The organism is Cupriavidus sp. H18C2, assembly GCF_049393795.1.
GTDB classification, from domain to species: domain Bacteria; phylum Pseudomonadota; class Gammaproteobacteria; order Burkholderiales; family Burkholderiaceae; genus Cupriavidus; species Cupriavidus pauculus_C.
Window position 1 is genome coordinate 1,754,041 of sequence record NZ_CP186011.1, and the last position, 20,549, is coordinate 1,774,589.

The 20,549-nt window shown below is 70.1% G+C and carries 16 protein-coding genes and 1 tRNA gene; 6 read left to right on the top strand and 11 right to left on the bottom strand.

Annotated elements, in window-relative coordinates:
• Positions 1 to 10 precede the first annotated feature (10 nt).
• Complete coding sequence (locus EPAKOI_RS24445; RefSeq protein ID WP_313839032.1) at positions 11 to 1,030, bottom strand: LysR family transcriptional regulator; 1,020 nt, start codon at positions 1,028 to 1,030, stop codon at positions 11 to 13.
• Positions 1,031 to 1,290: 260 nt separating this feature from the next.
• Between EPAKOI_RS24445 and EPAKOI_RS24450 the strand changes: the two genes are divergently transcribed.
• Together EPAKOI_RS24450 and EPAKOI_RS24455 are read left to right on the top strand one after the other, a co-directional pair.
• Complete coding sequence (locus tag EPAKOI_RS24450; protein WP_124685628.1) at positions 1,291 to 1,560, top strand: PepSY domain-containing protein; 270 nt, start codon at positions 1,291 to 1,293, stop codon at positions 1,558 to 1,560.
• A 2-nt stretch (positions 1,561 to 1,562) separates the two neighbouring features.
• Positions 1,563 to 2,114 (top strand): cytochrome b/b6 domain-containing protein, encoded by a 552-nt coding sequence (locus EPAKOI_RS24455; RefSeq protein ID WP_423193960.1) that lies wholly within the window; start codon positions 1,563 to 1,565, stop codon positions 2,112 to 2,114.
• Positions 2,115 to 2,539: 425 nt separating this feature from the next.
• On the opposite strand, the gene EPAKOI_RS24460 is transcribed toward EPAKOI_RS24455, so the two are convergent.
• From EPAKOI_RS24460 to EPAKOI_RS24475, 4 genes are all read right to left on the bottom strand, one after another.
• Positions 2,540 to 2,626 (bottom strand) — tRNA-Leu (locus EPAKOI_RS24460).
• A gap of 90 nt (positions 2,627 to 2,716) precedes the next feature.
• Positions 2,717 to 4,294: a diguanylate cyclase domain-containing protein gene (locus tag EPAKOI_RS24465; RefSeq protein WP_423193961.1), complete on the bottom strand. Its 1,578-nt coding sequence runs from the start codon at positions 4,292 to 4,294 to the stop codon at positions 2,717 to 2,719.
• A gap of 86 nt (positions 4,295 to 4,380) precedes the next feature.
• Positions 4,381 to 4,896 carry a hypothetical protein gene (locus EPAKOI_RS24470; protein WP_124685631.1) on the bottom strand — a complete coding sequence of 172 codons (516 nt, stop codon included), beginning with the start codon at positions 4,894 to 4,896 and terminating at the stop codon, positions 4,381 to 4,383.
• Positions 4,897 to 4,985: 89 nt separating this feature from the next.
• Positions 4,986 to 6,248: an MFS transporter gene (locus tag EPAKOI_RS24475; RefSeq protein WP_423193962.1), complete on the bottom strand. Its 1,263-nt coding sequence runs from the start codon at positions 6,246 to 6,248 to the stop codon at positions 4,986 to 4,988.
• Positions 6,249 to 6,413: 165 nt separating this feature from the next.
• Between EPAKOI_RS24475 and EPAKOI_RS24480 the strand changes: the two genes are divergently transcribed.
• Positions 6,414 to 7,355: a LysR substrate-binding domain-containing protein gene (locus EPAKOI_RS24480; protein WP_124685633.1), complete on the top strand. Its 942-nt coding sequence runs from the start codon at positions 6,414 to 6,416 to the stop codon at positions 7,353 to 7,355.
• Here the strand turns inward: EPAKOI_RS24480 and EPAKOI_RS24485 are convergent.
• Positions 7,312 to 7,596, bottom strand: coding sequence for a DUF2917 domain-containing protein (locus EPAKOI_RS24485; RefSeq protein WP_423193963.1), 285 nt, complete (start codon positions 7,594 to 7,596; stop codon positions 7,312 to 7,314). The genes EPAKOI_RS24480 and EPAKOI_RS24485 overlap by 44 nt on opposite strands.
• Before the next feature lie 180 nt (positions 7,597 to 7,776).
• Between EPAKOI_RS24485 and EPAKOI_RS24490 the strand changes: the two genes are divergently transcribed.
• Positions 7,777 to 8,175 (top strand): hypothetical protein, encoded by a 399-nt coding sequence (locus EPAKOI_RS24490; RefSeq protein WP_124685635.1) that lies wholly within the window; start codon positions 7,777 to 7,779, stop codon positions 8,173 to 8,175.
• 8 nt (positions 8,176 to 8,183) lie between these two features.
• Here EPAKOI_RS24490 and EPAKOI_RS24495 read toward each other — a convergent pair whose 3' ends face one another.
• From EPAKOI_RS24495 to EPAKOI_RS24510, 4 genes are all read right to left on the bottom strand, one after another.
• Positions 8,184 to 9,827: a phospholipase D family protein gene (locus EPAKOI_RS24495; RefSeq protein ID WP_124685636.1), complete on the bottom strand. Its 1,644-nt coding sequence runs from the start codon at positions 9,825 to 9,827 to the stop codon at positions 8,184 to 8,186.
• A gap of 279 nt (positions 9,828 to 10,106) precedes the next feature.
• Positions 10,107 to 11,573 (bottom strand): efflux transporter outer membrane subunit, encoded by a 1,467-nt coding sequence (locus tag EPAKOI_RS24500; RefSeq protein ID WP_423194570.1) that lies wholly within the window; start codon positions 11,571 to 11,573, stop codon positions 10,107 to 10,109.
• A gap of 2 nt (positions 11,574 to 11,575) precedes the next feature.
• Complete coding sequence (locus tag EPAKOI_RS24505; RefSeq protein ID WP_124685637.1) at positions 11,576 to 13,171, bottom strand: MDR family MFS transporter; 1,596 nt, start codon at positions 13,169 to 13,171, stop codon at positions 11,576 to 11,578.
• Positions 13,164 to 14,306, bottom strand: coding sequence for an HlyD family secretion protein (locus EPAKOI_RS24510; RefSeq protein ID WP_423193964.1), 1,143 nt, complete (start codon positions 14,304 to 14,306; stop codon positions 13,164 to 13,166). The genes EPAKOI_RS24505 and EPAKOI_RS24510 overlap by 8 nt, the downstream gene beginning before the upstream one ends.
• Before the next feature lie 103 nt (positions 14,307 to 14,409).
• On the opposite strand from EPAKOI_RS24510, the gene EPAKOI_RS24515 reads away from it, so the two are divergent.
• Both EPAKOI_RS24515 and EPAKOI_RS24520 read left to right on the top strand, forming a co-directional pair.
• Positions 14,410 to 15,126 carry a CerR family C-terminal domain-containing protein gene (locus tag EPAKOI_RS24515; protein ID WP_423193965.1) on the top strand — a complete coding sequence of 239 codons (717 nt, stop codon included), beginning with the start codon at positions 14,410 to 14,412 and terminating at the stop codon, positions 15,124 to 15,126.
• Between the two features lie 402 nt (positions 15,127 to 15,528).
• Positions 15,529 to 15,948: a copper resistance protein CopQ gene (locus tag EPAKOI_RS24520; protein WP_313839017.1), complete on the top strand. Its 420-nt coding sequence runs from the start codon at positions 15,529 to 15,531 to the stop codon at positions 15,946 to 15,948.
• Positions 15,949 to 16,160: 212 nt separating this feature from the next.
• Here EPAKOI_RS24520 and EPAKOI_RS24525 read toward each other — a convergent pair whose 3' ends face one another.
• Positions 16,161 to 20,489 carry a response regulator gene (locus EPAKOI_RS24525; protein WP_423193966.1) on the bottom strand — a complete coding sequence of 1,443 codons (4,329 nt, stop codon included), beginning with the start codon at positions 20,487 to 20,489 and terminating at the stop codon, positions 16,161 to 16,163.
• Positions 20,490 to 20,549: the final 60 nt, after the last annotated feature.

Sequence of the window (20,549 nt, forward strand, 5' to 3'; positions counted from 1 at the left end):
CGGGCCCTGCTCAGCCGAGCGTGGCGATGGCGGGCGCGCCGTCGGGGTCTTGCAGCGATGCGGCCAGTGCCTCCGGCACCAGCGCGGACGCATCCGGCTGCAGGGTCGCCGCCAGGCGCGTGACCGGGCGGCGCGTCTCCGGCACGCCCAGCGTTTCCTCCAGCGCGTTCAGGAACGCGCGCACGCTGGCCGGCATCAGCTTGCGCGCGGGCATCAGCACGTAGACCTTGAGCGGCGACGACGAATAACCGGGCAGCACGCGCACGAGCTGGCCCTGCACCAGTTGCTCATGGACGAAGCGCGGCGACAGCCGCGTCACGCCCAGCCCGTCGACGGCCGCCTGCAGCCGCACCTCGGCGTTGTGCGTACAGATGCGCGGCTGCACATCGAGCGAATACGTCTGCACGCCGTCGCGCTCGAATTCCCAGTGCGAGTCGTCCAGGTTGCCGACGGTCGGCCAGCCCTGCAGGTCCTGCGGCGCGTGCGGCAGCCCGCGTTCGCGGATCAGCGAAGGCGCCGCGTAGAACGCCCGCTCGATCAGCACCACGCGCTTGCTGGCGAACGAGCTGTCGTGCAGGCCGGTATCGGTCATGACGAAGGCCAGGTCGTAGCCGTGGCGGATCAGGTCGGGCTGGTCCCAGGCCATGTCGAGCTGCACGCGCAGCGACGGATGCAGCTTCAGCAGCCGGTTCACGGTGGGCGCCAGGTGCTGCGAGCCCACCTCGTACGGCGTGGCGATGCGCAGCGTGCCGCTGACCTCGGCGCTGACCGACGCCGCTTCGGCGCTGATCTCGCGCAGCGCGCCGAACAGCGGCGCCACGCGGTCGTACAACTGCTGGCCGCGTTGCGTCACGCGCACGCGGCGGGTGGTGCGCTCGAACAGCCGCACGCCGAGCTGGCCCTCCAGCCGCGCCACTGCCGCGCTGGCCGACGACTTTGGCACTTCCGCCAGTTCCGCCCCCTGCGTGAAGCCGCCGCCTTCCACCACGCGGCAGAAGATTTCCCAGTCCTTCCAGTCGATCGTTTTCATGCAGGCCCTTCGAAGCGAGATACCGGGAAAACCCTTACCCGATGGGCCGCGATTGTCCCACAACGCGAACAATCGTGAAGTCCACGTGCCTGGTAGGGACATTACGGGACGGTGACAGCGCGATGACATACCGCCCCATAGAGCGATTTATTCGCACCTTCCTTGACGGTTGACCGGGAAAACCTACATTGAGAATCAATTGCATCCCGGCCTAGGATGCTTGGCATTGCCCGATGGGCTTTTTTGCGAGGAGTCGAGCCATGTACAAGAAGATCGCCGCCGTAGCCGTCGCCGGACTGTTCTCCACCGCCGCGCTGGCCGGCGCCAACTGCGCCAAGCATCCGAAGTCCGAATGGATGCCCGAGGCCGATGCCAAGGCCAAGATTGCCGCGCAGGGCTACAACATCAAGAAGTTCAAGATCGACGGCAACTGCTACGAGATCTACGGCACCACCAAGGACGGCAAGAAGGCCGAGATCTACTTCGATACCAAGACGCTCGACATCGTCAAATCCGAAATCGAGAAGTAGGCATGGCAACCCCGGCGGATCGGGTCCGGACGTCCGACTCGATTCGCGTCTGGGACCTGGCCGTCCGCTTCACGCATTGGAGCGTGGCGGCCATCGTCCTCTATGACGTGATCGACGATTCCGGCGACCAGGTGCACCGCGTGCTGGGCTACGTGGCGGCCGGGCTGGTGCTGTTCCGCATCCTGTGGGGTTTCATCGGCACCGAGCACGCGCGTTTTCGCGCGTGGCTGCCGCGCCCTGCCGGGGTGCTGGCGTACAGCCGCGCGCTGCTGCGCGGGCGGGCGCCCCGGTTCATCAGCCATACGCCGCTGGGCGCCGTGACGATGCTGGCGATGTGGGCGCTGATCCTGGCGCTGGCCGTCACGGGCTGGATGTCCCGGCTCGATCCGTTCTGGGGCGAGGACTGGCCGATCGACATCCACCGCTGGCTGTCCAACACGCTGCTCGGGCTGGTCGTGCTGCATGTGGCGGCGGCCATTGCGATGAGCATCAAGGGCCGGGAGAACCTGATCGGCGCGATGCTCACCGGATACAAGCGCCGGGGGCGCGACTAGCCGCGCGTCTGCCATGGCGTGGCGGTGGCCTGCGGCGGCGCGGTTGCCAGGGCTGCGGATGTGAGTGTCGCCGGTTGGTCGGCTGGCCCTCTCCCCCAACCCCTCTCCCGCGCGCGGGAGAGGGGAGCAAACCCGCCGCGCTCGATATGCCGTTTGGGTTCTCCCCTCTCCCGCCTGCGGGAGAGGGGCCGGGGGTGAGGGCCGGCCGCCCAACAGCCGCCATCGCCAGCAGAAAATGAAAAAGCCCTGCTCGATGAGCAGGGCTTTTGAATTGGTGCCCAGAAGAGGACTCGGTCACCCACGCGCGACCCCGGGGTTGCGCTTGCAAGCGCAACCCATTCGAGTCCTCGCGGGCAGTCCGCAGGGACTGCCCTTTCTGGGCCTACAAAAGAAAAAGCCCTGCTCGATGAGCAGGGCTTTCGAATTGGTGCCCAGAAGAGGACTCGAACCTCCACAGTGTTGCCACCGCTAGGACCTGAACCTAGTGCGTCTACCAATTCCGCCATCTGGGCTTCGTTTCGCTGCATTGCTGCTGCGACGCGAGCCGCGAATTCTACAGAAGGTTTGGGAATTTGCAAGCCCTTTGTGGCAAGGGCGTGAAATCAGCTGTTCTGCACGCCCAGGTACAGGCTGCCGTCGAGCACGTAGCGGTTGCGGCCGGCGCGCTTGGCGCGGTACATCGCGCTGTCGGCGCGGTGCAGCAGCGGCTCCAGCCGGGCGGCGTCCGGCACCGCGCATACGGCGCCGACGCTGATCGTCACGTACGGCTGCACCGGCGTGCCGTTGTGCGCGATGCCCAGTTCTCGCACGGCAGCCACCATGGCGCGGGCGACGGCGCGGGTTTCTTCCATCGACGATTCGGGCAGCACCACGGCGAATTCCTCGCCGCCCAGGCGCGCGCAGAACTGGGCGCCTCGCAGCACGCCGACCAGCGCCGCCGCCACCTGCCGCAGGCATTCGTCGCCGCGCGGGTGGCCGTAGAGGTCGTTGTACTGCTTGAACAGGTCGACATCCAGGATCAGCAGCCCCAGCTCGGTGCCCCGCTCCCACGCGCGCGACACGGCCGCGTGCGATTCGCGCTGGAAGTAGCGCCGGTTCGGAATGCCGGTCAGCGCGTCGATGTCCAGGTCGGCCTGCACGCGCGACAACTGCTCCGCCGTCTCGCCAAGCTGCGTGGCCAGCGCCAGTTCGCGCGACTGGTAGCGGCTGACGTCGCGCATGAACACCAGCAGGCCGATCTGCCGGCCGTCCATGCGGCATACCGGCTCCACGGCCACCTCGTAGCCGGCGCCCTCGGGAATTGCCGAAGCACCACTGCCCGGCTCGCCGAGCGCGCGATGCCAGAGCGCCGGCGGCATCTGCCCGCGCCGCAGCTCCGGCACCAGCCGCGCGGCGGCCGGGTTGAACTCGACCACCCGCCCGTCGCCGCCCAGGATCACGCAGCCCTCGCGGATCGTGTCGAACACGCGCAGCCGGGCGTAGTGGCCGGTGTCGTCCAGGTGCGTGCGCAGCGCGCAGAACCAGACCAGCAGCGTCATCAGCGAGAAGGTCGCGGGTGTCAGGTCGCCGCCGAGCGGGCCCGTCCAGCGGTAGAGATAGGCGATGTGCGCCGCCAGCGGCAGCATCAGGCCAGCCATCAGCACGTTGCGGCCGCGTACCGACAGCGCGTCGTTGGGCACCTCGGCCGTGGCCAGGAAGAACAGGCTCAGGCCGAGCATCGCGTAGGTCCACGCCGCCACGGCCGTGTACCCGATGCCGTGATGGAATACCGCGCCCGGTGCCACGTCGGGCGGCATCAGCTCGATGGACGTCCAGATCAGGTGGTGGCGCTCGTTGGTGAAGACCAGCACCAGGCTCAGCAGCGCGGCCAGCACCGGCACCCACAGCATCGACCACGGCACGACGTAGCGCGGACGGCTCAGGTGGACCATCGCCACCAGCCAGCCGATGGGCACCGCCACGATGCCCGCGTACTGGAACTTGGCCCAGAAGATCCGCCCCGCCAGCTCGGTCTCGCTGATTTCCAGCAGCCGGCCGCCGCTCCAGATGGCCGCCCCGCCGGCCAGCACCAGGAATGCGCGCACGGTGGGATCGTCACGGCGCGGCCAGGCGGCAACGGCCATGCCCGCACTACACACCACGGCAATGGTCAGGCAAAGGACGAGAGGATACGAGGGCATTGACGATGGGGCCGAACCGGAAGGCCGCCCCGTGTGGCGGTGCGGGGGGCGAGCCATTATAGGCCGGCGCCGGGCCGGCCCGGCGGCTACTTCCGGCTGCGCTCGCCGCCGCGGGCGTCCTGGATGATCATCGTCCGGTCCAGCACGCCGTTGTCGTCAAAGTAGGCGCTGAAGTGCGCCGGCACGTAGCCCGGCAGGTACATGCGATAGGACCATGCCTCGCGCTTCATCAGCGAGTAGTACTGCACCGGCTCGCGCGGGCGGCCCCAGCGCTCCAGCACGTCCTGCTTGGTCCAGACGCCGGGCCGGGCGGTGTAAATCTCCGCCTCGGTCAGCGTCTGGCGGAAGCCGGTCAGCCGGCCGCTGGCGTCAAAGTCGGCCACGTAGATCTCGTAGCCGTACGGCTGCTTGGAATAGATCCAGCGCTGCGTGCCGTTGGCGAGCTGGAACGTGTCGGTGGGCGCGCCAAACGTGTCGCGCACGGCCGACTGCGGGCTGCCGATCAGCTTCTGCCCCGTGTCCACCGGTTGCAACGATGCGCAGGCGCTCAACGCAACGGCCGCGGCGATGGCGGCCATCCAGACAGGGAATCGAATCGGCATGGCGGGCTCCGGAGAATCTGTGCGGGGACGGACGTGCCAAGCATACTCCACCTGCCGCGCCGCGCACTGCCCGCCGGCCGCCCGCCGGATCAGGGCCGCGCCTGCCGCCACGGCACGCGCACGATCTCACGGTCGTCGATGGGCCAGTGCAGCGCCGCGGCCACCACGCCCAGCGCCATGGCCCCCATCCACACCAGATCATAGGAACGCGTCAGCTCGAATACCAGCCCGCCCAGCCACACCCCCAGGAACGACCCCAGCTGGTGGCCGAAGAACACGAAGCCGAACAGCGTGGTGATGTAGCGCACGCCGAACACCTGCGACACGATCCCGCTGGTCAGCGGCACGGTGCCCAGCCACAGGAACCCCATCACCGCCGCAAACCCGTACAGCGTCACCGGGCTCAGCGGCAGCAGCACGAACAGCGCCATGGCCGACGTGCGCGCCAGGTAGATGCCAGCCAGCAGGTACTTCTTCACATGCCGGCCGCCCAGCCAGCCAAACGCGAAGGTGCCGCCGATATTGGCCAGCGCGATGATGGCCAGCGCAATCATCGCGCTGGCCGGCGCCATGCCCTTGTCGCGCAGGTAGGCCGGCAGGTGGTTGGCGATGAACGCGAGCTGGAAGCCGCACGCCAGGAAGCCCAGGTTCAGCAGCCAGAAGCCCGAATGGCGGAACGCCTCGGCAATGGCCGCGCCCATTGGCGGGTGGCTGCCGCCCGCATCCGTGCCGGCCGCGCGGTCCTGGAACGGCAGCGCCAGCGGCAGCAGCACCAGTGCCGCCACCGCGAACACCATCAGCGCGAGTTGCCAGCCCGCCACCGACAGCAGCGCCTGCGCCGCCGGCACCATCAGGAACTGGCCGATGCCGCCCGCCGCCCCGGCAATGCCGAGCGTCCGGCTGCGCGCCGCGGGCGGCACCATGCGGCTCAGCGCGCCGTAGACCACGCCGAACGTCGTCCCCGACTGCGCGATGCCGACGAGGATGCCCGCCGTCAGCACGAACGCGGTGGACGACGGCGCCATCGACATGCCCCACAGCCCGGCCGCGTACAGCGCCGGCCCGCCCAGCATCACCTTCCACGACCCGAAGCGGTCCGCCACCATGCCCGTGAACGGCTGGGCGATGCCCCACACCAGGTTCTGCACGGCCATGGCGAAGCCGAAGGTCTCGCGCGTCCAGCCGCGCTCCGCCACCACGGGCAGCAGGAACAGGCCCTGCACGTGGCGCACGCCCAGGGCCAGCCCCATCACCAGCCCGGCCGCCAGCAGCAGGAAGGCGGGCCCGCGCCACCACGGCGCGGCGGCGGGCTGCGATGCGCGGGCATCATGCGTGGCAGGGGTGCGGATCATGGCGGGCTCCCGGAACGGGGTGGTTGATCCCTGCGATTTCATGCGATCGGGGCGCGCCGCGCAAACGACTTTTCGGGTCGCCAGGCATTCCCACGGCGCATGGCAGACGGTCGGCATTCCGTGCTGTAATGGGTGCCCGTCCCCGCCCTGCCCGAGTCGCCCGCCATGTCCGTCCCCCTCGTCCGGCTGTTCCCGCTCGACCTGCTCAAGGGCTTCGTGGCCGTGGGCCGGCGCATGAGCATCACGCAGGCGGCCGATGACCTGTGCCTGACCCAGTCCGCCGTGAGCCGGCAGATCCGCGCGCTCGAAGACCAGTTGCAGGTGCGGCTGTTCGTGCGCCAGCATCGCGGCGTGGCCTTCACGCCCGAGGGCGAGCGGCTGTTCCGCAGCGCCGACGGCGCCGTGCAGCAGTTGCAGGACGTGGCCGCCGAACTGCGCAAGCGCGACGGCCGCCAGCCGGTCACGGTGACGGCCAGCATCGGCGTGGCGGGGTTGTGGCTGCTGCCCCGGCTGGGCAGCCTGCAGCGCCGCCATCCGCAGCTCGACGTGCGGCTGTCGGCCAGCAACCAGATCAGCGACCTGCGCGCCGACGGCATCGACCTTGCCATCCGCTACTGCCCGGCGTCGGCCGCCCCGTCGCACGCGATCCGGCTGTTCGACGAAACCATCGCGCCCGTGGCCAATCCGTCGCTTGGCGTGGGGCGGCTGGCGTCCGCCGAGGCACTGGCCGACCTGCCGCTGCTGGAATTCGACGATCCGCGCCCGTGGCTGCACTGGCGCAACTGGCTGGGCGCGCAGGGCTACCGCCACGCCAGCCGGCGCGGCATGCTGCGCTTCAACCAGTACGACCAGATGATCCATGCCGCGCTGGCCGGCCAGGGCGTGGCGCTGGGCCGGCTGGAACTGATCCGGGCGCTAATCGACGGCGGCCAGCTCAGCGTGATTGCGTCGGCCGGCGCGGCCATGCCCAGCCCCAACGCGTTCTGGCTGATCCACGCCACCGAGACGCCGCGCGACGACGTGCGCCACGTGGCCGACTGGATCGCCGAGGAGGCCGCAGCCGTCAGGTCGGGCGCAGCACCAGCCGCTGCTGGCCGCCCGGGATGATCTGGCATTGCGCGGTGCTGCCCGCCGCCGTGCGCAGCGCGCTCAGGAAGTAGATGCCGTCCGCGTCCACGCGGCAGCGCTGGCCGGCCAGCAGCACGACGTCGGCCGATGGCCGCGCCTGGCGCCCGGCGTGGCGGACTTCGGCGGTCATCCACAGCCGGCCGGCACGGCACGCCACTTCGGCGCCCGCGCGCAGTGTCACCGGTACGCAATCCGCTTCGATCAGCAAATCCCAGGTCATGGCAGCTCCGTTTGCATGCCTGGAGTGTGGCAAAGCGGCGCCGGCCTGCCATGACCAATCGGGCGCCCAGCCATGACTTTGGCGCCACGGGACCTACGAAGGGGCTACAGAAACGGGGCGGGGTGTCCGTTAAGATGGGCGTCGGCGCGCAATCTATCGGCCCCCAGTGGGCCACACACCATGGACCCCATCTCGTTCGAATTCGTCACGGTCGAAGAAGCCCGGAAGGTGCTGGACGACGGCCCGCCCGCCATGCCGGCCGTCGACTGGAGCGAGCTGCGCCAGCCCGACAACCCGGTCAACCTGTCGCTCACGCCCACCGCGCTGCGCTGGCTGGCCCAGTTGCCGCGCGAGGTGCGCCCGCTGGAGCTGTTCTATGCCTACCCGCGCATCGGCAACCAGCTTGGGGCACTGGGCAACGCGGCGGCCGTGTCGGCGTTCCTGGCCGGGCTGCTGATCGACGACCGGGGCGGCCGGCAGGGCTTTCCGGGCGGCATCGCCGGCGAACTGACCCGGCTGCAGGACTTCCTGCTGCAACTGCTGCAGCCCGGCGGCGGGGCCGACCTGCCGGCGGCATAGCGCGCGGCCTAGAGCTGGTCCTCCACCGGCAGCCACTGCAGCACGCCGATCCCCATCCGCTGCCAGACGTTCATGTCCGGCTCGGAATCGAACGTTTCCTCCTTGCCATTGTTGCGCGTGGTCCACGTCAGCGATTCCGCGCCGTTGGCATCCTTCTTCAGTTCCACCCGGTAGGCGATGTCGATCAGACGCCGGTCCATGTCCTCCACGAGCTGCCGGGACAGCGCCGGGCTGTCCAGCACCACGCCCATCTCGGTATTGAGCTTGATCGAGCGCGGGTCCAGGTTCATCGAGCCGATGAACAGCAGGTGGCGGTCCACCGCATACGCCTTGGCATGCAGGCTGGCCCGGCTGGACGCGAACATGCGGTGCTTGGTCGACCGGCTGCGCGCCAGTTCGGCATTTGCCGCCGTGGCCTTCAGCTCCCACAGCTCCACGCCGGCCCGCAGCAGCGCCTTGCGGCGCGGCGCGTAGCCGGCATGCACGGCCGACACGTCGGTGGCCGCGAAGGAATTGGTCAGCACGCGCACCTTGACGCCGCGCCGGGCAATGCCGGCCAGCCACTTCTCGTTCTCGTCGTCGGGCACGAAGTACGGCGACACCAGCACCAGCTCGGTCTGCGCCTTTTCCAGCATCGCGCGCAGTTGCGGAATGGCATGCGTGGACGGGTCGTCCTCGTCTTCCTCGATCTTGTCCGCCTTGTCCGCGATGACCCGCGCGCCGCCCATGAAGCCGGGCAGGTGGCCCACCTCGATCCCCTTGGCCAGGCCGGAATCGAGCAGTTCCTGCACGAACGGGCTGGCCCGCGCCAGGTCGCCGCGCGCCTCGATCCGCTTGCGGAACGCCTTGAGCTCCTCGGGCGCCTCCTTGCCCTCGGGCGTCAGCGTGGCCACCGGGTAAGCCATCTCGCTGTTCCAGTATTCGTCGAAGACCTTGCTGGCGGCCGGCACGACCGGCCCGGCCACCATCACGTCGAGGTCGCTGAACGCCATGTCCGGCTTGGCCGAGAAATACGCATCGCCGATGTTGCGCCCGCCCATGATCGACACCAGGTTGTCGACCGTCATCTGCTTGTTGTGCATGCGCCGGTTCAGCCGGCCGAAGTCCCAGACCATCTCCAGCCAGCGCGCCTTGCGGTTGGCGAACGGGTTGAAGATGCGGACCTCGATGTTGGGATGGGAGTCCAGCGCGGCCCAGACCTTGTCCTGCTTGGCCGTGTGGATGTCGTCCATCAGGATGCGCACGCGCACGCCACGGTCGGCGGCGTCGATGATCTCGCCCAGCAGCGCGCTGCCGGTGGTGTCGATGTCGTAGATGTAGTACTGGATGTCGAGCGTCTTCTGCGCGGCCCGCGCCAGCGCCATGCGCGCCGTCAGCGCGTCAGGGCCGGCGCCCAGCGGGTAGAAGATCGACTGGCCGGGGTTCTTTGCCAGCCGTGGCGCCAGCGAGCGGGCCAGCAGCGTGTTGCCGGTGTCGGTGGCCGCGTAGCTGGGCGTGCGCCCGGCGTTGGCCGGCAGGCTGGCGCACCCGGCCAGCAGGCCCAGGCAGAGCGACAGGACCATCACCCACACCAGCGAGCGGGCCTGCCCCCAGCGGCGCGCCGCAGCCGGGGCCGCCGCCGCGGCATTCCATCGAATCAGCGCCTGCGCCATGGTGTTCTCCCCGATGGTTCAGCCGGTATCCGTTCGGCCGCTGCCGGCGCTACCGTGTCCCGCATGCTCCCCACCGCCTGGTTGTTGTCGACCGCGCCGTTGGGACAGCCTGCCCACGACGATTCTATCCATTCCCATCCGCTTGCCAGTGTGCGGCGCACCCCGCTGGCGGGGTAGTCGGCGCCGTCCGGTTCGGCTGTCGGCGTTTTTCTGGCAATTGCTGCACCCGCACGCGGCACGGGCGCCACGCGGGGGCGGCGGCGGGGCGGCCGGGCCGGCCTACGACGCCGGGTCAACGGGCGTCTGCCAGCCCAGGCCGAGCGATTTCTGCAGCGAGACAAAGTCCTTGAGCAGGTCGGCGTCGCCCGAGATGCGGTTCTGCTGCGCCACCACGCGCGTGCGTTCCACGTCCAGCCATTCGAGCATGCTGGCCGTGCCGGCGCGGTAGCGCTGCTGCTGCAGCGTCGACGCGCGGTCGGCCGACTGTTCCACACGGCGCAGCACCACCACGTGCTCGCGCTGGTGGCCGTAGCGCGACAGCGCCACGTCGGCGTCGCGCAGCGCCTTGAGCACCGTGCCGCGATAGTTGGCGTCGGCCTCGTCGCGGCCGGCCTCGGCGCTGTCCACGCCGGCCGCCACCCGGCCGAAGTCTAGGATGTTCCATTGCAGGCGCGGCAGCGTCAGCCAGGTGCCGTTGTCCTTGCGCGCAAGGTGGCCGGGGTCCATCGCGCTGAAACCCAGCGAGCCCAGCAGCGACAGCTTCGGGAACCAGTCGGCCTTGCGCACGCCGATCTGCGCCGTGCTCGATGCCAGCCGGCGCTCGGCCGCGCGGATGTCCGGGCGCGCCCTGAGCAGCGTGGCGGGGTCGCCCACGGCCACGGTCTCCGGCACGGTCGGCAGCGGGCGCGGGGCGGCCAGTCCCGCGTCGAGCGTGCCCGGCGCGCGGCCGGTCAGCAGCGCGAGCTGGTCGAACGATTCGGCAATGCCGGCCTGCACCGGCGACATCTGCGCGCGGGTGTTGTCGAGCTGGGTCAGCAGCCGCTCGACCTCCAGTTGCGATGCCACGCCACGGGCACGCCGCTGCCGGGTCAGGTCCAGCATGTCGGCCTCCAGCGTCTCGGACGCCTGCAGGTGCGCCAGGCTGGCCTGCTGCTCGCGCAGCGTGATGTACGCCTGCGCCACCTCGGCGGCAAGCTGCACGTGCGCGTCGGCCAGCTGCGCCGACGCGGCATCGGACTCCGCCGACGCGGCCTCGATCGAGCGGCGCGTGCCGCCGAACAGGTCGATCTCCCAGCTTGCGTCGAACGCGGCGACGTAGAGCGACAGCGGGCCCCTGCCGCCACCGGACGATTCGCCGCCCGACAGCGCCGACAGGTCGGGCGACCGCGTGCGCAGCATGGCGGCGTCGAACCCCACCTTCGGCAGCAGGTTGGCCTTGTTGCTGGCCAGCCCGGCACGCGCCTGGCGCACGCGGGCGCTGGCGGCGTCGATGTCGGGGCTGTCGCGCAGCGCGGTCTCGATCAGCGCGTCCAGCTGGCTGTCGCCCAGCGCATGCCACCAGTCAGCCGCACGCGGCGCGGCCGGCTCGGCGCCAGCCGGCGCGTGCGGAAAACGGCCCGCGTCGATGGCGTTGGCAGCCACCTGCGGCGCGCTACGGTAGTCGGGGCCGACGGTGCAGCCGGCGGCCAGCAGCGCCGCGGCCATCGCCAGCAGGCGGGGCAACCTGGCACGGGAAAAGACAATCATCATCAGTGACCGGTGGAAACGGGGGCGCCCGGACGGGGCGGCTTGAGCAGCAGCGCCAGCGGCACGCAGCACAGCAGCGCGATGCCCAGCGCATAGAAGGTTTCGGAAAACGTCATGACGGCCGCCTGCCGGGCGATCTCGCCGCTGAGCTGGGCCACCGCCTGCAACTGCGCGTGGGCGTAGTCGCCGCCCTGCGCCACGAAGCTCGCGATGCTAGACGCCATGTGCTCCTGGCCGATCGCGCCATTGGCCGTGACCGATTCGCGGATCACCGCGTCGTGGTAGGCGTTGCGGCGGTCGATCAGCGTGCCCAGCAGCGCCAGCCCGATCGACCCGCCCAGGTTGCGCGCCATGTTGTAGAGCCCCGCCGCGTCGCCGGCCTCGTGGGTGGCCACGGCCGCCATCGACGCCTGGTTCAGCGGCATCATGGCCAGGATCTGGCCAAAGCCGCGCAGGATCTGCGACGCCGTGAAGTCGTGGCCCACGCTGTCCACGGTCAGGCCGATGTCGAGCATGCAGCTCGCAAAGAAGCAGACCAGCCCGGTGATGACGAGCCAGCGGCTGTCGAACTTGCCCAGCATGCGCGGCAGCACCGGCATCAGCAGGAACGCGGGCAGCCCGGACAGCAGCATGATGCCGCCGGCCTGCTCGGCGTTGTACCCGGCGATCAGCGACAGGAACTGCGGCAGCAGGTACGACACGCCGTACAGCCCAGCGCCGACCGTCGTGACGATGACGATCACGCTTGCGTAGCTGCGGTTCAGCAGCAGCCGCAGCCGCACGATGGGCCGCTGCGCCGTGAACTGGCCGATGAACATCATCGTCAGCCCGATGGCCGACAGCACCGACAGGTAGATGATGAACCGCGACTCGAACCACTGCTCGCGCTGGCCTTCCTCCAGCACCACGGTCAGCGAGCTGAGCCCGATGGCCAGGCCGACGATGCCCAGCCAGTCGGCCTTGAAGAACGCCTCCACGTCGGCCCGCTCGGGCTTGAGCCCGAAGTACAGCAGCGGCACCAGCACGGCCGTGATCGGCACGTTGAGGAAGAAGCACCAGCGCCAGTTGATGTTCTCGGCCAGCCAGCCACCCACCACGGGGCCCAGCAGCGGCCCCAGCAGCACGATCAGGCCGAACATCGACATGCCGATGGGCATCTGGTGGCGCGGTAGCCGGGTGCGCACGATGGTCTGCGCGGTCGGGATCATCGCGCCGCCCGCAAACCCCTGCCCGATGCGGCCAATCACCATCGCGGTCAGGCTATGCGACAGCCCGCACATGACCGAGAACGCCGTGAACAGCAGCGCGTTCCACATCAGGAAGCGGCGCAGCCCGAACACGCGCGTCAGCCACGCCGTGAGCGGGATGATGACGATCTCGGCCATCAGGTAGCCGGTGGACACCCAGGTGCCCTCGGTGCCGGCCGCGCCAATCTGGCCCTGGATCTGCGGCAGCGCGGAGTTCGTGATCGAGATGTCCAGCGTGGCCAGCAGCGCGCCCAGCGAGCCGGCGGCCACGGCGATCCAGTCGGCGGCCGTCGCGTTGGGCTGTGGCGCCGCGCCCGCGGCCGGCTGGCCGGCGGCGGCCGCCTCAGCCATGGCTGGCTCCGGCCGCCGGCGCCTGCGCGCGGGCCGGATGCAGCTCGCGCGTATCGACGTCGACCACGACGGACAGCCCCGGCACCAGCACCGGCCGGGCATCGTTCGGCACGTCCACGTGGATGCGTACCGGCACGCGCTGGACGATCTTGGTGAAGTTGCCGGTGGCGTTCTGCGCGGGCAGCAGCGCGAACTGCGAGCCGGTGCCCGGCGACAGGCTTTCCACCACGCCATGCAGCGGCTCGCCGGACAGCGCATCGACATGCAGCGTCACCGACTGGCCGGCGCGCATGCGGCCGACCTGTGTTTCCTTGAAATTGGCGGTCAGGTACAGGTCCTGCACCGGCACCACGGTCAGCAGCCGCGTGCCGGGCTGGGCGAACTGGCCCACGCGCACGCCCTTGTCGGCCACGCGGCCCGCCTTGCTGGCGCGCACCACGGTGTCGTCCAGGTCCAGCCGCGCCTTGCGGGCGCTGGCTTCGGCCACTTCCAGCTGGGCCTGGGCCTGCTGCAGCCGCGTCTGCAGCGTCACCACCTGGCTCTGCTCGACCTTGAGCGCCGCCTCGTTGGCGGCCAGCGTGGTGGCGGCGCGGGTCTGGGCGTTGCGCAGCTCGGCCGTGCGTTCCTCGGTCTCGGCGCCGGTCCGGACCAGCGGCGCGTAGCGTTCCACCTGCGACGCGGCGTAGCGCGCGTTGGCGCGGGCGCCGTCCACCTCGGCGGCCGCCTGTGCGATGCGGGCCTTCTGCTGCTGCAGGTCGGCATCGGCGCGGGCCACGTCGGCCTGGCGCGACGCCACCGTGGCCGTGGCCTCGTCCAGGGCCGCCTGGTACTGGCGGTTGTCCAGCCGCACGAGCTGCTGGCCGGCGGTGACCTGCTGGTTGTCGCGGACATACACCTCGGCCACGTAGCCGCTGACCTTGGGGGCCACGGTCACGCTGTCGGCCTGGATATAGGCGTCGTCGGTGCTTTCGATGAACCGGCCGTACAGCCACCAGCGAACGCCGAACACCAGCGCAACGAGCAGCAGCGCGCCGCCGATGCCGAACAGGATGGTGCGGCGGCGGGTGGATCGGGAAGCGGAAACGGATTGCGGAGCGGCGCCGGCGGGTGCGGCAACCGAGTCGGGGGCGGACATGGGGCGTGGGGGCTTTTTGTGTGGAATGCCGCGCAATTATTCCACTTGGAATAAATCTGTCAACTGATATATTTCAGCCTGTTCACACAGGGGATGGGGCGACATGGCGCGACACAGGCCAGCGGCCGAAGGCGGCTACCAGCGTGGGGAAGAGACCCGGGCGCGCATCATCGAGGCGGCGATGCGGCTGTTTGCCGCCCACGGCTTCGACGGCGCGTCCACGCGCGACATCGCCCGCGAGGCCAGCGTCAACGCCCCGGCCTTGCAGTACTACTTCGACAACAAGGAAGGGGTCTACCTGGCCTGCATCGACTACTTTGTCGAGCGCGCCTGGGCGACGTTGCAGGACGTGGTGGCCGCCGCCGAGGCCCAGCTGGCGCGGGCCGACCTGTCGGATGCCGAGCTGGTCGACATCTACCTGGCGCTGCAGGCCCGCTTTGCCAACTTCCTCTATGAATGCCCCGAAACTGACCACTGGCGCCAGTTCATGGCCCGCGAGCGCGCCGGGCTGGGGCCGCCCACCGCGTTCGAGCGCATCGACGCGGGCATCAACCGCCGCCTGTTCGCGCTGACATCGGCACTGATCGGGCGGCTGACCGGCCGGCCGGCCTCTGACGAAACCACGCGCATCCGGACCGTCGCCATCGACAGCCAGATTGCCGCCTTCAAGGTGATGCGGCGTCACGTGCTGCGCGCGCTGCAATGGGAACGCTATGGCGAGGACGAGACCCGCCGTGTGCAGGAAGTGCTACAGGAACACACGCGGATTTTGCTGCTCGGGCTCGTGTCGTTGCGTGACCGCCAAGGTTCCACGAACTAGAGCAAACACTCTAATCGGAGGCGATCCTGCGATAGCCATCGCCAAGTTATCGTTTGAAATCAGTCATGTAGCGGCCATCGCCTGACCCCGTAGTAACCCGTCCAAACCCGCAATTTGGCGTTTCTACGATTGTGCTCCGCAAAAACTCCTTGCTTGTCTATCTAGTAGTAGATACTATTCGAGCCATGGACGACGCCGAGCGGCAAGACAGCAGCAAGAAGCAAGACGCAGCCCGGCAGATTCCACGCAACACCCGCAGTCAGCAGTACCGGAAACGGTTCTTTTTTAGCGCAGCGAATCTACCTACCAGTAGATAGCAAGCAGGAAGAACCGGACATCGAACAGTATCCGGCCCCGCGATCCACAGCGTGATCGCCCGGCCAACCAGACAGGAGAGCCATCATGACCGCCAAGACCATCCTTTCCGCCGCCGCCCTTGCCGCAGCTTTCGTGACCGGTGCCGTGCAGGCCGCCCCCGCCGTGCAGAAGGCCGGCGAAGTCTACGGCTACAGCTTCCGCGTGCAGGACGCGCGCAGCAGCTTCACCGACGGCGCCCGTCAGGGCCAGTTCGACACGTTCTCGGAAGGTGCCCGCGTCGGCAAGGCTGACCCGTTCACCGATGGCGCCAAGGTCGGCAAGGCCGATCCGTACACCGACGGTGCGCGCATCGTCGCCGGCCTGGACCGCGTGGGCGTGTCCGCCAGCCCGGCCCGCAGCGCCGACCCGTACTACGACGGCGCCCGCAGCGTGAACCAGCCGCGCAACCCGTTCTATGACGGTGCCCGCACCCGCGACATCTACACCGACGGCGCCAACGCCTGAGCCCCGCCCGATGCAGGCGGCCCAAACGCAGTAGCCGGAGTCCATGACGGGCTCCGGACCCTCTCCACGGAGCCCATCATGACTTTCCGCAACAGCGCCCTGATCGTTGGCGGATGGCTGGCACTGACCGCCGCCAGCGGCGCCGCAGCCGCCCTCGTCGCCACCGCCCTGCCCGTCTGAAAACACCGAAGGCCGCCATCTGGCGGCCTTCGTCATTCCCCCGCCGGCCGTGCCTGCAGCAGGTTGATGAAATCGGCCAGCGCGTACGGCTTGCGCAGCGACACCGCGTGCGGCAGCGCGGCGCGCTGCGCCGGCGTCAGCACCACGTCGTAGCCGCTCACGAAGATCACGCGCAGCCCCGGCCGCAGCCGGCAGGCATCGATGGCCAGGTCCACGCCCGATACCCCGCCCAGCCCCACGTCCGTCAGCAGCACGTCCACGCCATCGGCGCGCAGCGCGGCCATCGCCTCCACGTCGTTGCGCGCCTCGACCACGTCGATGCCGAACATCCGCATCAGCTCGGCCGTGCTGGCGCGCAGCAGGTCGTCGTCCTCGACAAAGACCACGCGCTGGCTGCGCGGCGGCACCACGCCCGCCTCGCCCGGCCTGCCATCGGGCACGTCGGCCACCGGCTGCGGCGGCGCCCCATCGACGAGCCGGGTGTGCGCGGGCTCCATCGGCACCGCCGACAGCCGCGCGCCGCCCGCCAGCACATGCCGGACCTTGCGCGCCAGCGCGTCATGCGTGTACGGCTTGCTCAGCAGTTCCACGCCGGGATCGAGCCGTCCCGTGTGGACGATGGCGTTGTCCGTATAGCCCGACGTGAACAGCACCGCGATGCCCGGCAGCCGCTCGCGCACCTTGCGCGCCATCTCGGTGCTGCGCAGCGGCCCCGGCATGACCACGTCGCTGAACAGCAGATCGATCGGCACGCCGCTCTCGACGATGGCCAGCGCGCTCGTGGCGTCACGCGCCTTGAGCACGCGGTAGCCCAGGCTGCCGAGCATCTCCACCACCGTCGCCCGCACGTCCTCGTCGTCCTCCACCACCAGCACCGTCTCGGTGCCGCCGCCGGCCGGGCCCACGTCCACCTCGGTCTCCAGGTCCTCCGCCTCGTGTGCGCGCGGCAGGTACAGCCGCACCGTGGTGCCGACACCCACCTCGCTGTAGATCTTCACGTGCCCGCCCGACTGCCGCACGAAGCCGTAGACCATGCTCAGGCCCAGCCCCGTGCCCTGTCCCTCGGGCTTGGTCGTGAAAAACGGCTCGAAGACCTGTTCCTGGATATCGGGCGGCATCCCGGCGCCGGTGTCGGTCACTGCCAGCATCACGTACTGGCCCGGCTCCACGTCGGCGTTGCGGCGCGCGTAGACGTCGTCGATCACGGCGTTGCCGGCTTCCACCGTCAGCCGGCCGTGGCCGTTCATCGCGTCGCGCGCGTTGATGGCCAGGTTCAGCAGCGCGTTTTCCACCTGGAACGGGTCCACCAGCGTGTTCCAGAGCCCGGCCGCGATGACTGTTTCGATCTCCACGCCGTCACCGAGCGCCCGCCGCAGCATGTCGTCGAGCCCGCGCACGAAGCGGCCCAGATTGACCACCTTCGGCGCCAGCGGCTGGCGGCGGCCGAAGGCCAGCAGTTGCGACGCCAGCTTGGCGCCGCGCGCCACGCCGGCCAGCGCGTTACGCACGCGGGTCTCGGCACGGTCGTCGCCGGCCACGTCGCGGGTCAGCAACTGCAGGTTGCCGCCAATCACCTGCAGCAGGTTGTTGAAATCGTGCGCCACGCCGCCGGTCAGCTTGCCGATGGACTCCATCTTCTGCGCCATGCGCAGCGCCTCGTCGGCGTGCCGCAGCGCCTCGGCCGCGTCCTTGTCGCTGGTCACGTCGCGGCCGACGCCATGGATGCGCCCGCTGGCCGGATCGATCGACAGCGTCCACGCCATCCAGCGCACCGCCGTGCTGGCGCACAGCATCCGGCATTCGTAGCGCACCGGCGCGCCGTGCTGGCGCAGCGCGATCAGTTGCTCGGTGACCGCCACGAGGTCCTCGGGATGCACGAACGCCAGGCAGGAGCGCCCGGCCAGCGCCGCGGCGTCGTGCCCGAGCGTGCGGTGCCACGACGGGCTCACGCGTTCGAGCATGCCGTCGACGCTGGTCACCATCAGCAGGTCCTCGCTCAGGTCCCACAGGCGGTCACGGTCGGCCACGGTTTCGATCACGCGGCGCTCCAGCGAATCGTTCATCGCGCGCAGTTCGCGCTGGGCCTGTCCGCGCAGCCGCGACAGCCGCAGGTTGGCCGCCACGCGCGCCAGGAGCTCGCGGGCGTTGAACGGCTTGATCAGGTAGTCGTCGGCGCCCGAGGCCAGGCCGCTCACGCGCGCTTCCTCGCCGGCGCGGGCGGACAGCAGCAGCACCGGCGTCTGGCGCAGCGCGTCGGACGCGCGGACTTCGCGCAGCAGGCCAAAGCCGTCCAGCCGCGGCATCATCACGTCGGAGACGATCAGGTCCGGCAGGTGGCGCTGCGCCAGTTCCATCGCCTCCTGGCCGTCGGCCGCCACCAGTACCTCATGGCCGGCCGATGCCAGGATGCGGCGCATGTAGTCGCGCAGGTCGGCGTTGTCGTCGGCCACCAGCAGCCGGCCGCGCACGTCTGCCTGCGCGTCGTCGGTGGCGATGGCGGGCAGCGGCGTCGCCGGAGTCTCGTCGGCCTCGGGCATCCAGCGCCGCGCCGCATCGGCAAAGGCCAGCGCGCGGGCGCTGGCGGCCGGCGCCGGGGGCGCGGGCTCGGCCACGCCCACCGTGCGCGGCAGCGTCACGCGGAAGCGCGACCCCTCGCCCGGCGTGCTGTCCACCTCGATCGTGCCGCCGTGCAGCCGCACCAGTTCCTGCACCAGGGCCAGCCCGATGCCGCTGCCTTCGATGGACCGGCCAACCGCGCCGGCCACGCGGTGGAACCGTTCGAACAGCCGGGGTAGCTCCTCGGGTGCGATGCCGATGCCGGTGTCGGTCACGCTCAGTTCCACCTCGCCCGTCTGGCGCATCCGCACGGACACGCCGATGGTGCCCGCGTACGTGAACTTGAACGCGTTGGACAGCAGGTTCAGGACCACCGTCTCCCACATGTCGCGGTCCACCGCCACGGCCACCGGCAGCGGCGGGCAGTCCACGCGCAGCGTCATGCCGGCCGATTCGATCGCCGAGCGGAACAGCGACGCCAGGTCGGCCGTGAACGCCGGCAGGTCCGTGGGCTGGGCGTGCATCTGCACGCGCCCGGCCTCGATGCGCGAGAAATCCAGCAGCGCGTTCACCAGCTTCAGCAGCCGCTGCCCGTTGCGATGGGCGATCTCGGCCAGCGCGCGGTCTGGCTCGGGCACGCCGTCGCGGCCCAGCATTTCCTCCAGCGGGCCCAGCATCAGCGTCAGCGGCGTGCGGAATTCATGGCTGATATTCGAGAAGAACGTGGTCTTGGCGCGATCCAGCTCGGCCAGCGCCTCGGCCCGGCGCCGTTCCTCCTCGTAGGCGTGCGCGTAGCTGATGGCCTGGCCGATCTGGCCGGCCACGAGGTCCAGGAACGCGCGGTAGCGGTCGCCGAACAGCCGGCACGGGTTCAGGCCGACCACCAGCACGCCGCTGGGCGCGCTGTCGCCCGACAGCTGCACGGGCAGCACCACGGCCGCGCGCGGCGGCATCTGCCAGGCGCCACCGGGCAGCGGCGTGGCAAAGCGGGCGGACAGGTCGCCGACGTGGACCGGCTGGCCGGCGCGCATGGCGTCGCCCACGGGCCAGGGGGCGGCCGGGTCGTCGGCGTCCAGTTGCGCGGGTGCGGCCGGATGATCGGCGGCCAGCCCCGTGGTGCCGGCCAGCGTCAGCGTGGTGGCGCCCCGGCCGGCCAGGTAGAGCAACGCGAACGGGATGTCGTACGGGTTGGTTCGCAGCGCGGCCACGCCGAGCCGGCACGCCTCGGCGCCGCTGCGCGCGTTGTTGGTCGACGACGCCAGCTCGCGCAGCAGGTTCAGCTGGCGCTCGGCCACCACGCGCTCGGTGTCGTCGCTGTTGGCGCAGATAATGCCGCCGGTGCCGCCGTTGTCATCCGGCACCGGGCTGTACGAGAACGTGTAGTACGTCTCCTCCGGGTAGCCGTTGCGCTCCATGATCAGCAGCTTCTGCTCGACGAACGTGCCTTCCACGCCGTTCATGGCCGTGGCCAGCAGCGGGCCGATCTCCGGCCAGATCTCGCGCCAGACGCGCGCCGTCGGCTGGCCCAGCGCCACCGGGTGCTTGCCGCCGATGATCGCCTTGTACGGGTCGTTGTAGAAGAAGTACAGCTCCGGGCCCCAGCCGATCCAGATCGGCTGGCGCGACGTGAGCATGATCCGGATGGCCGTCTTCAGGCTCTGCGGCCACTGCGCGGGCGGGCCCAGCGACGTGGCGGTCCAGTCATGCTGGCGGATCAGGGCCGCCATTTCGCCCGCGCCGGCCAGGAATGCCGGGGCGGTGCCATCGTGGTCGGTCGGCGGCAGGAAGCCGTCCGCTGTCGTCATTGCTGTTCTCCCCGTCGCGCCCGCGCTGGCGGGGCGAGACGATTCTCCGGGCGCGGCGCC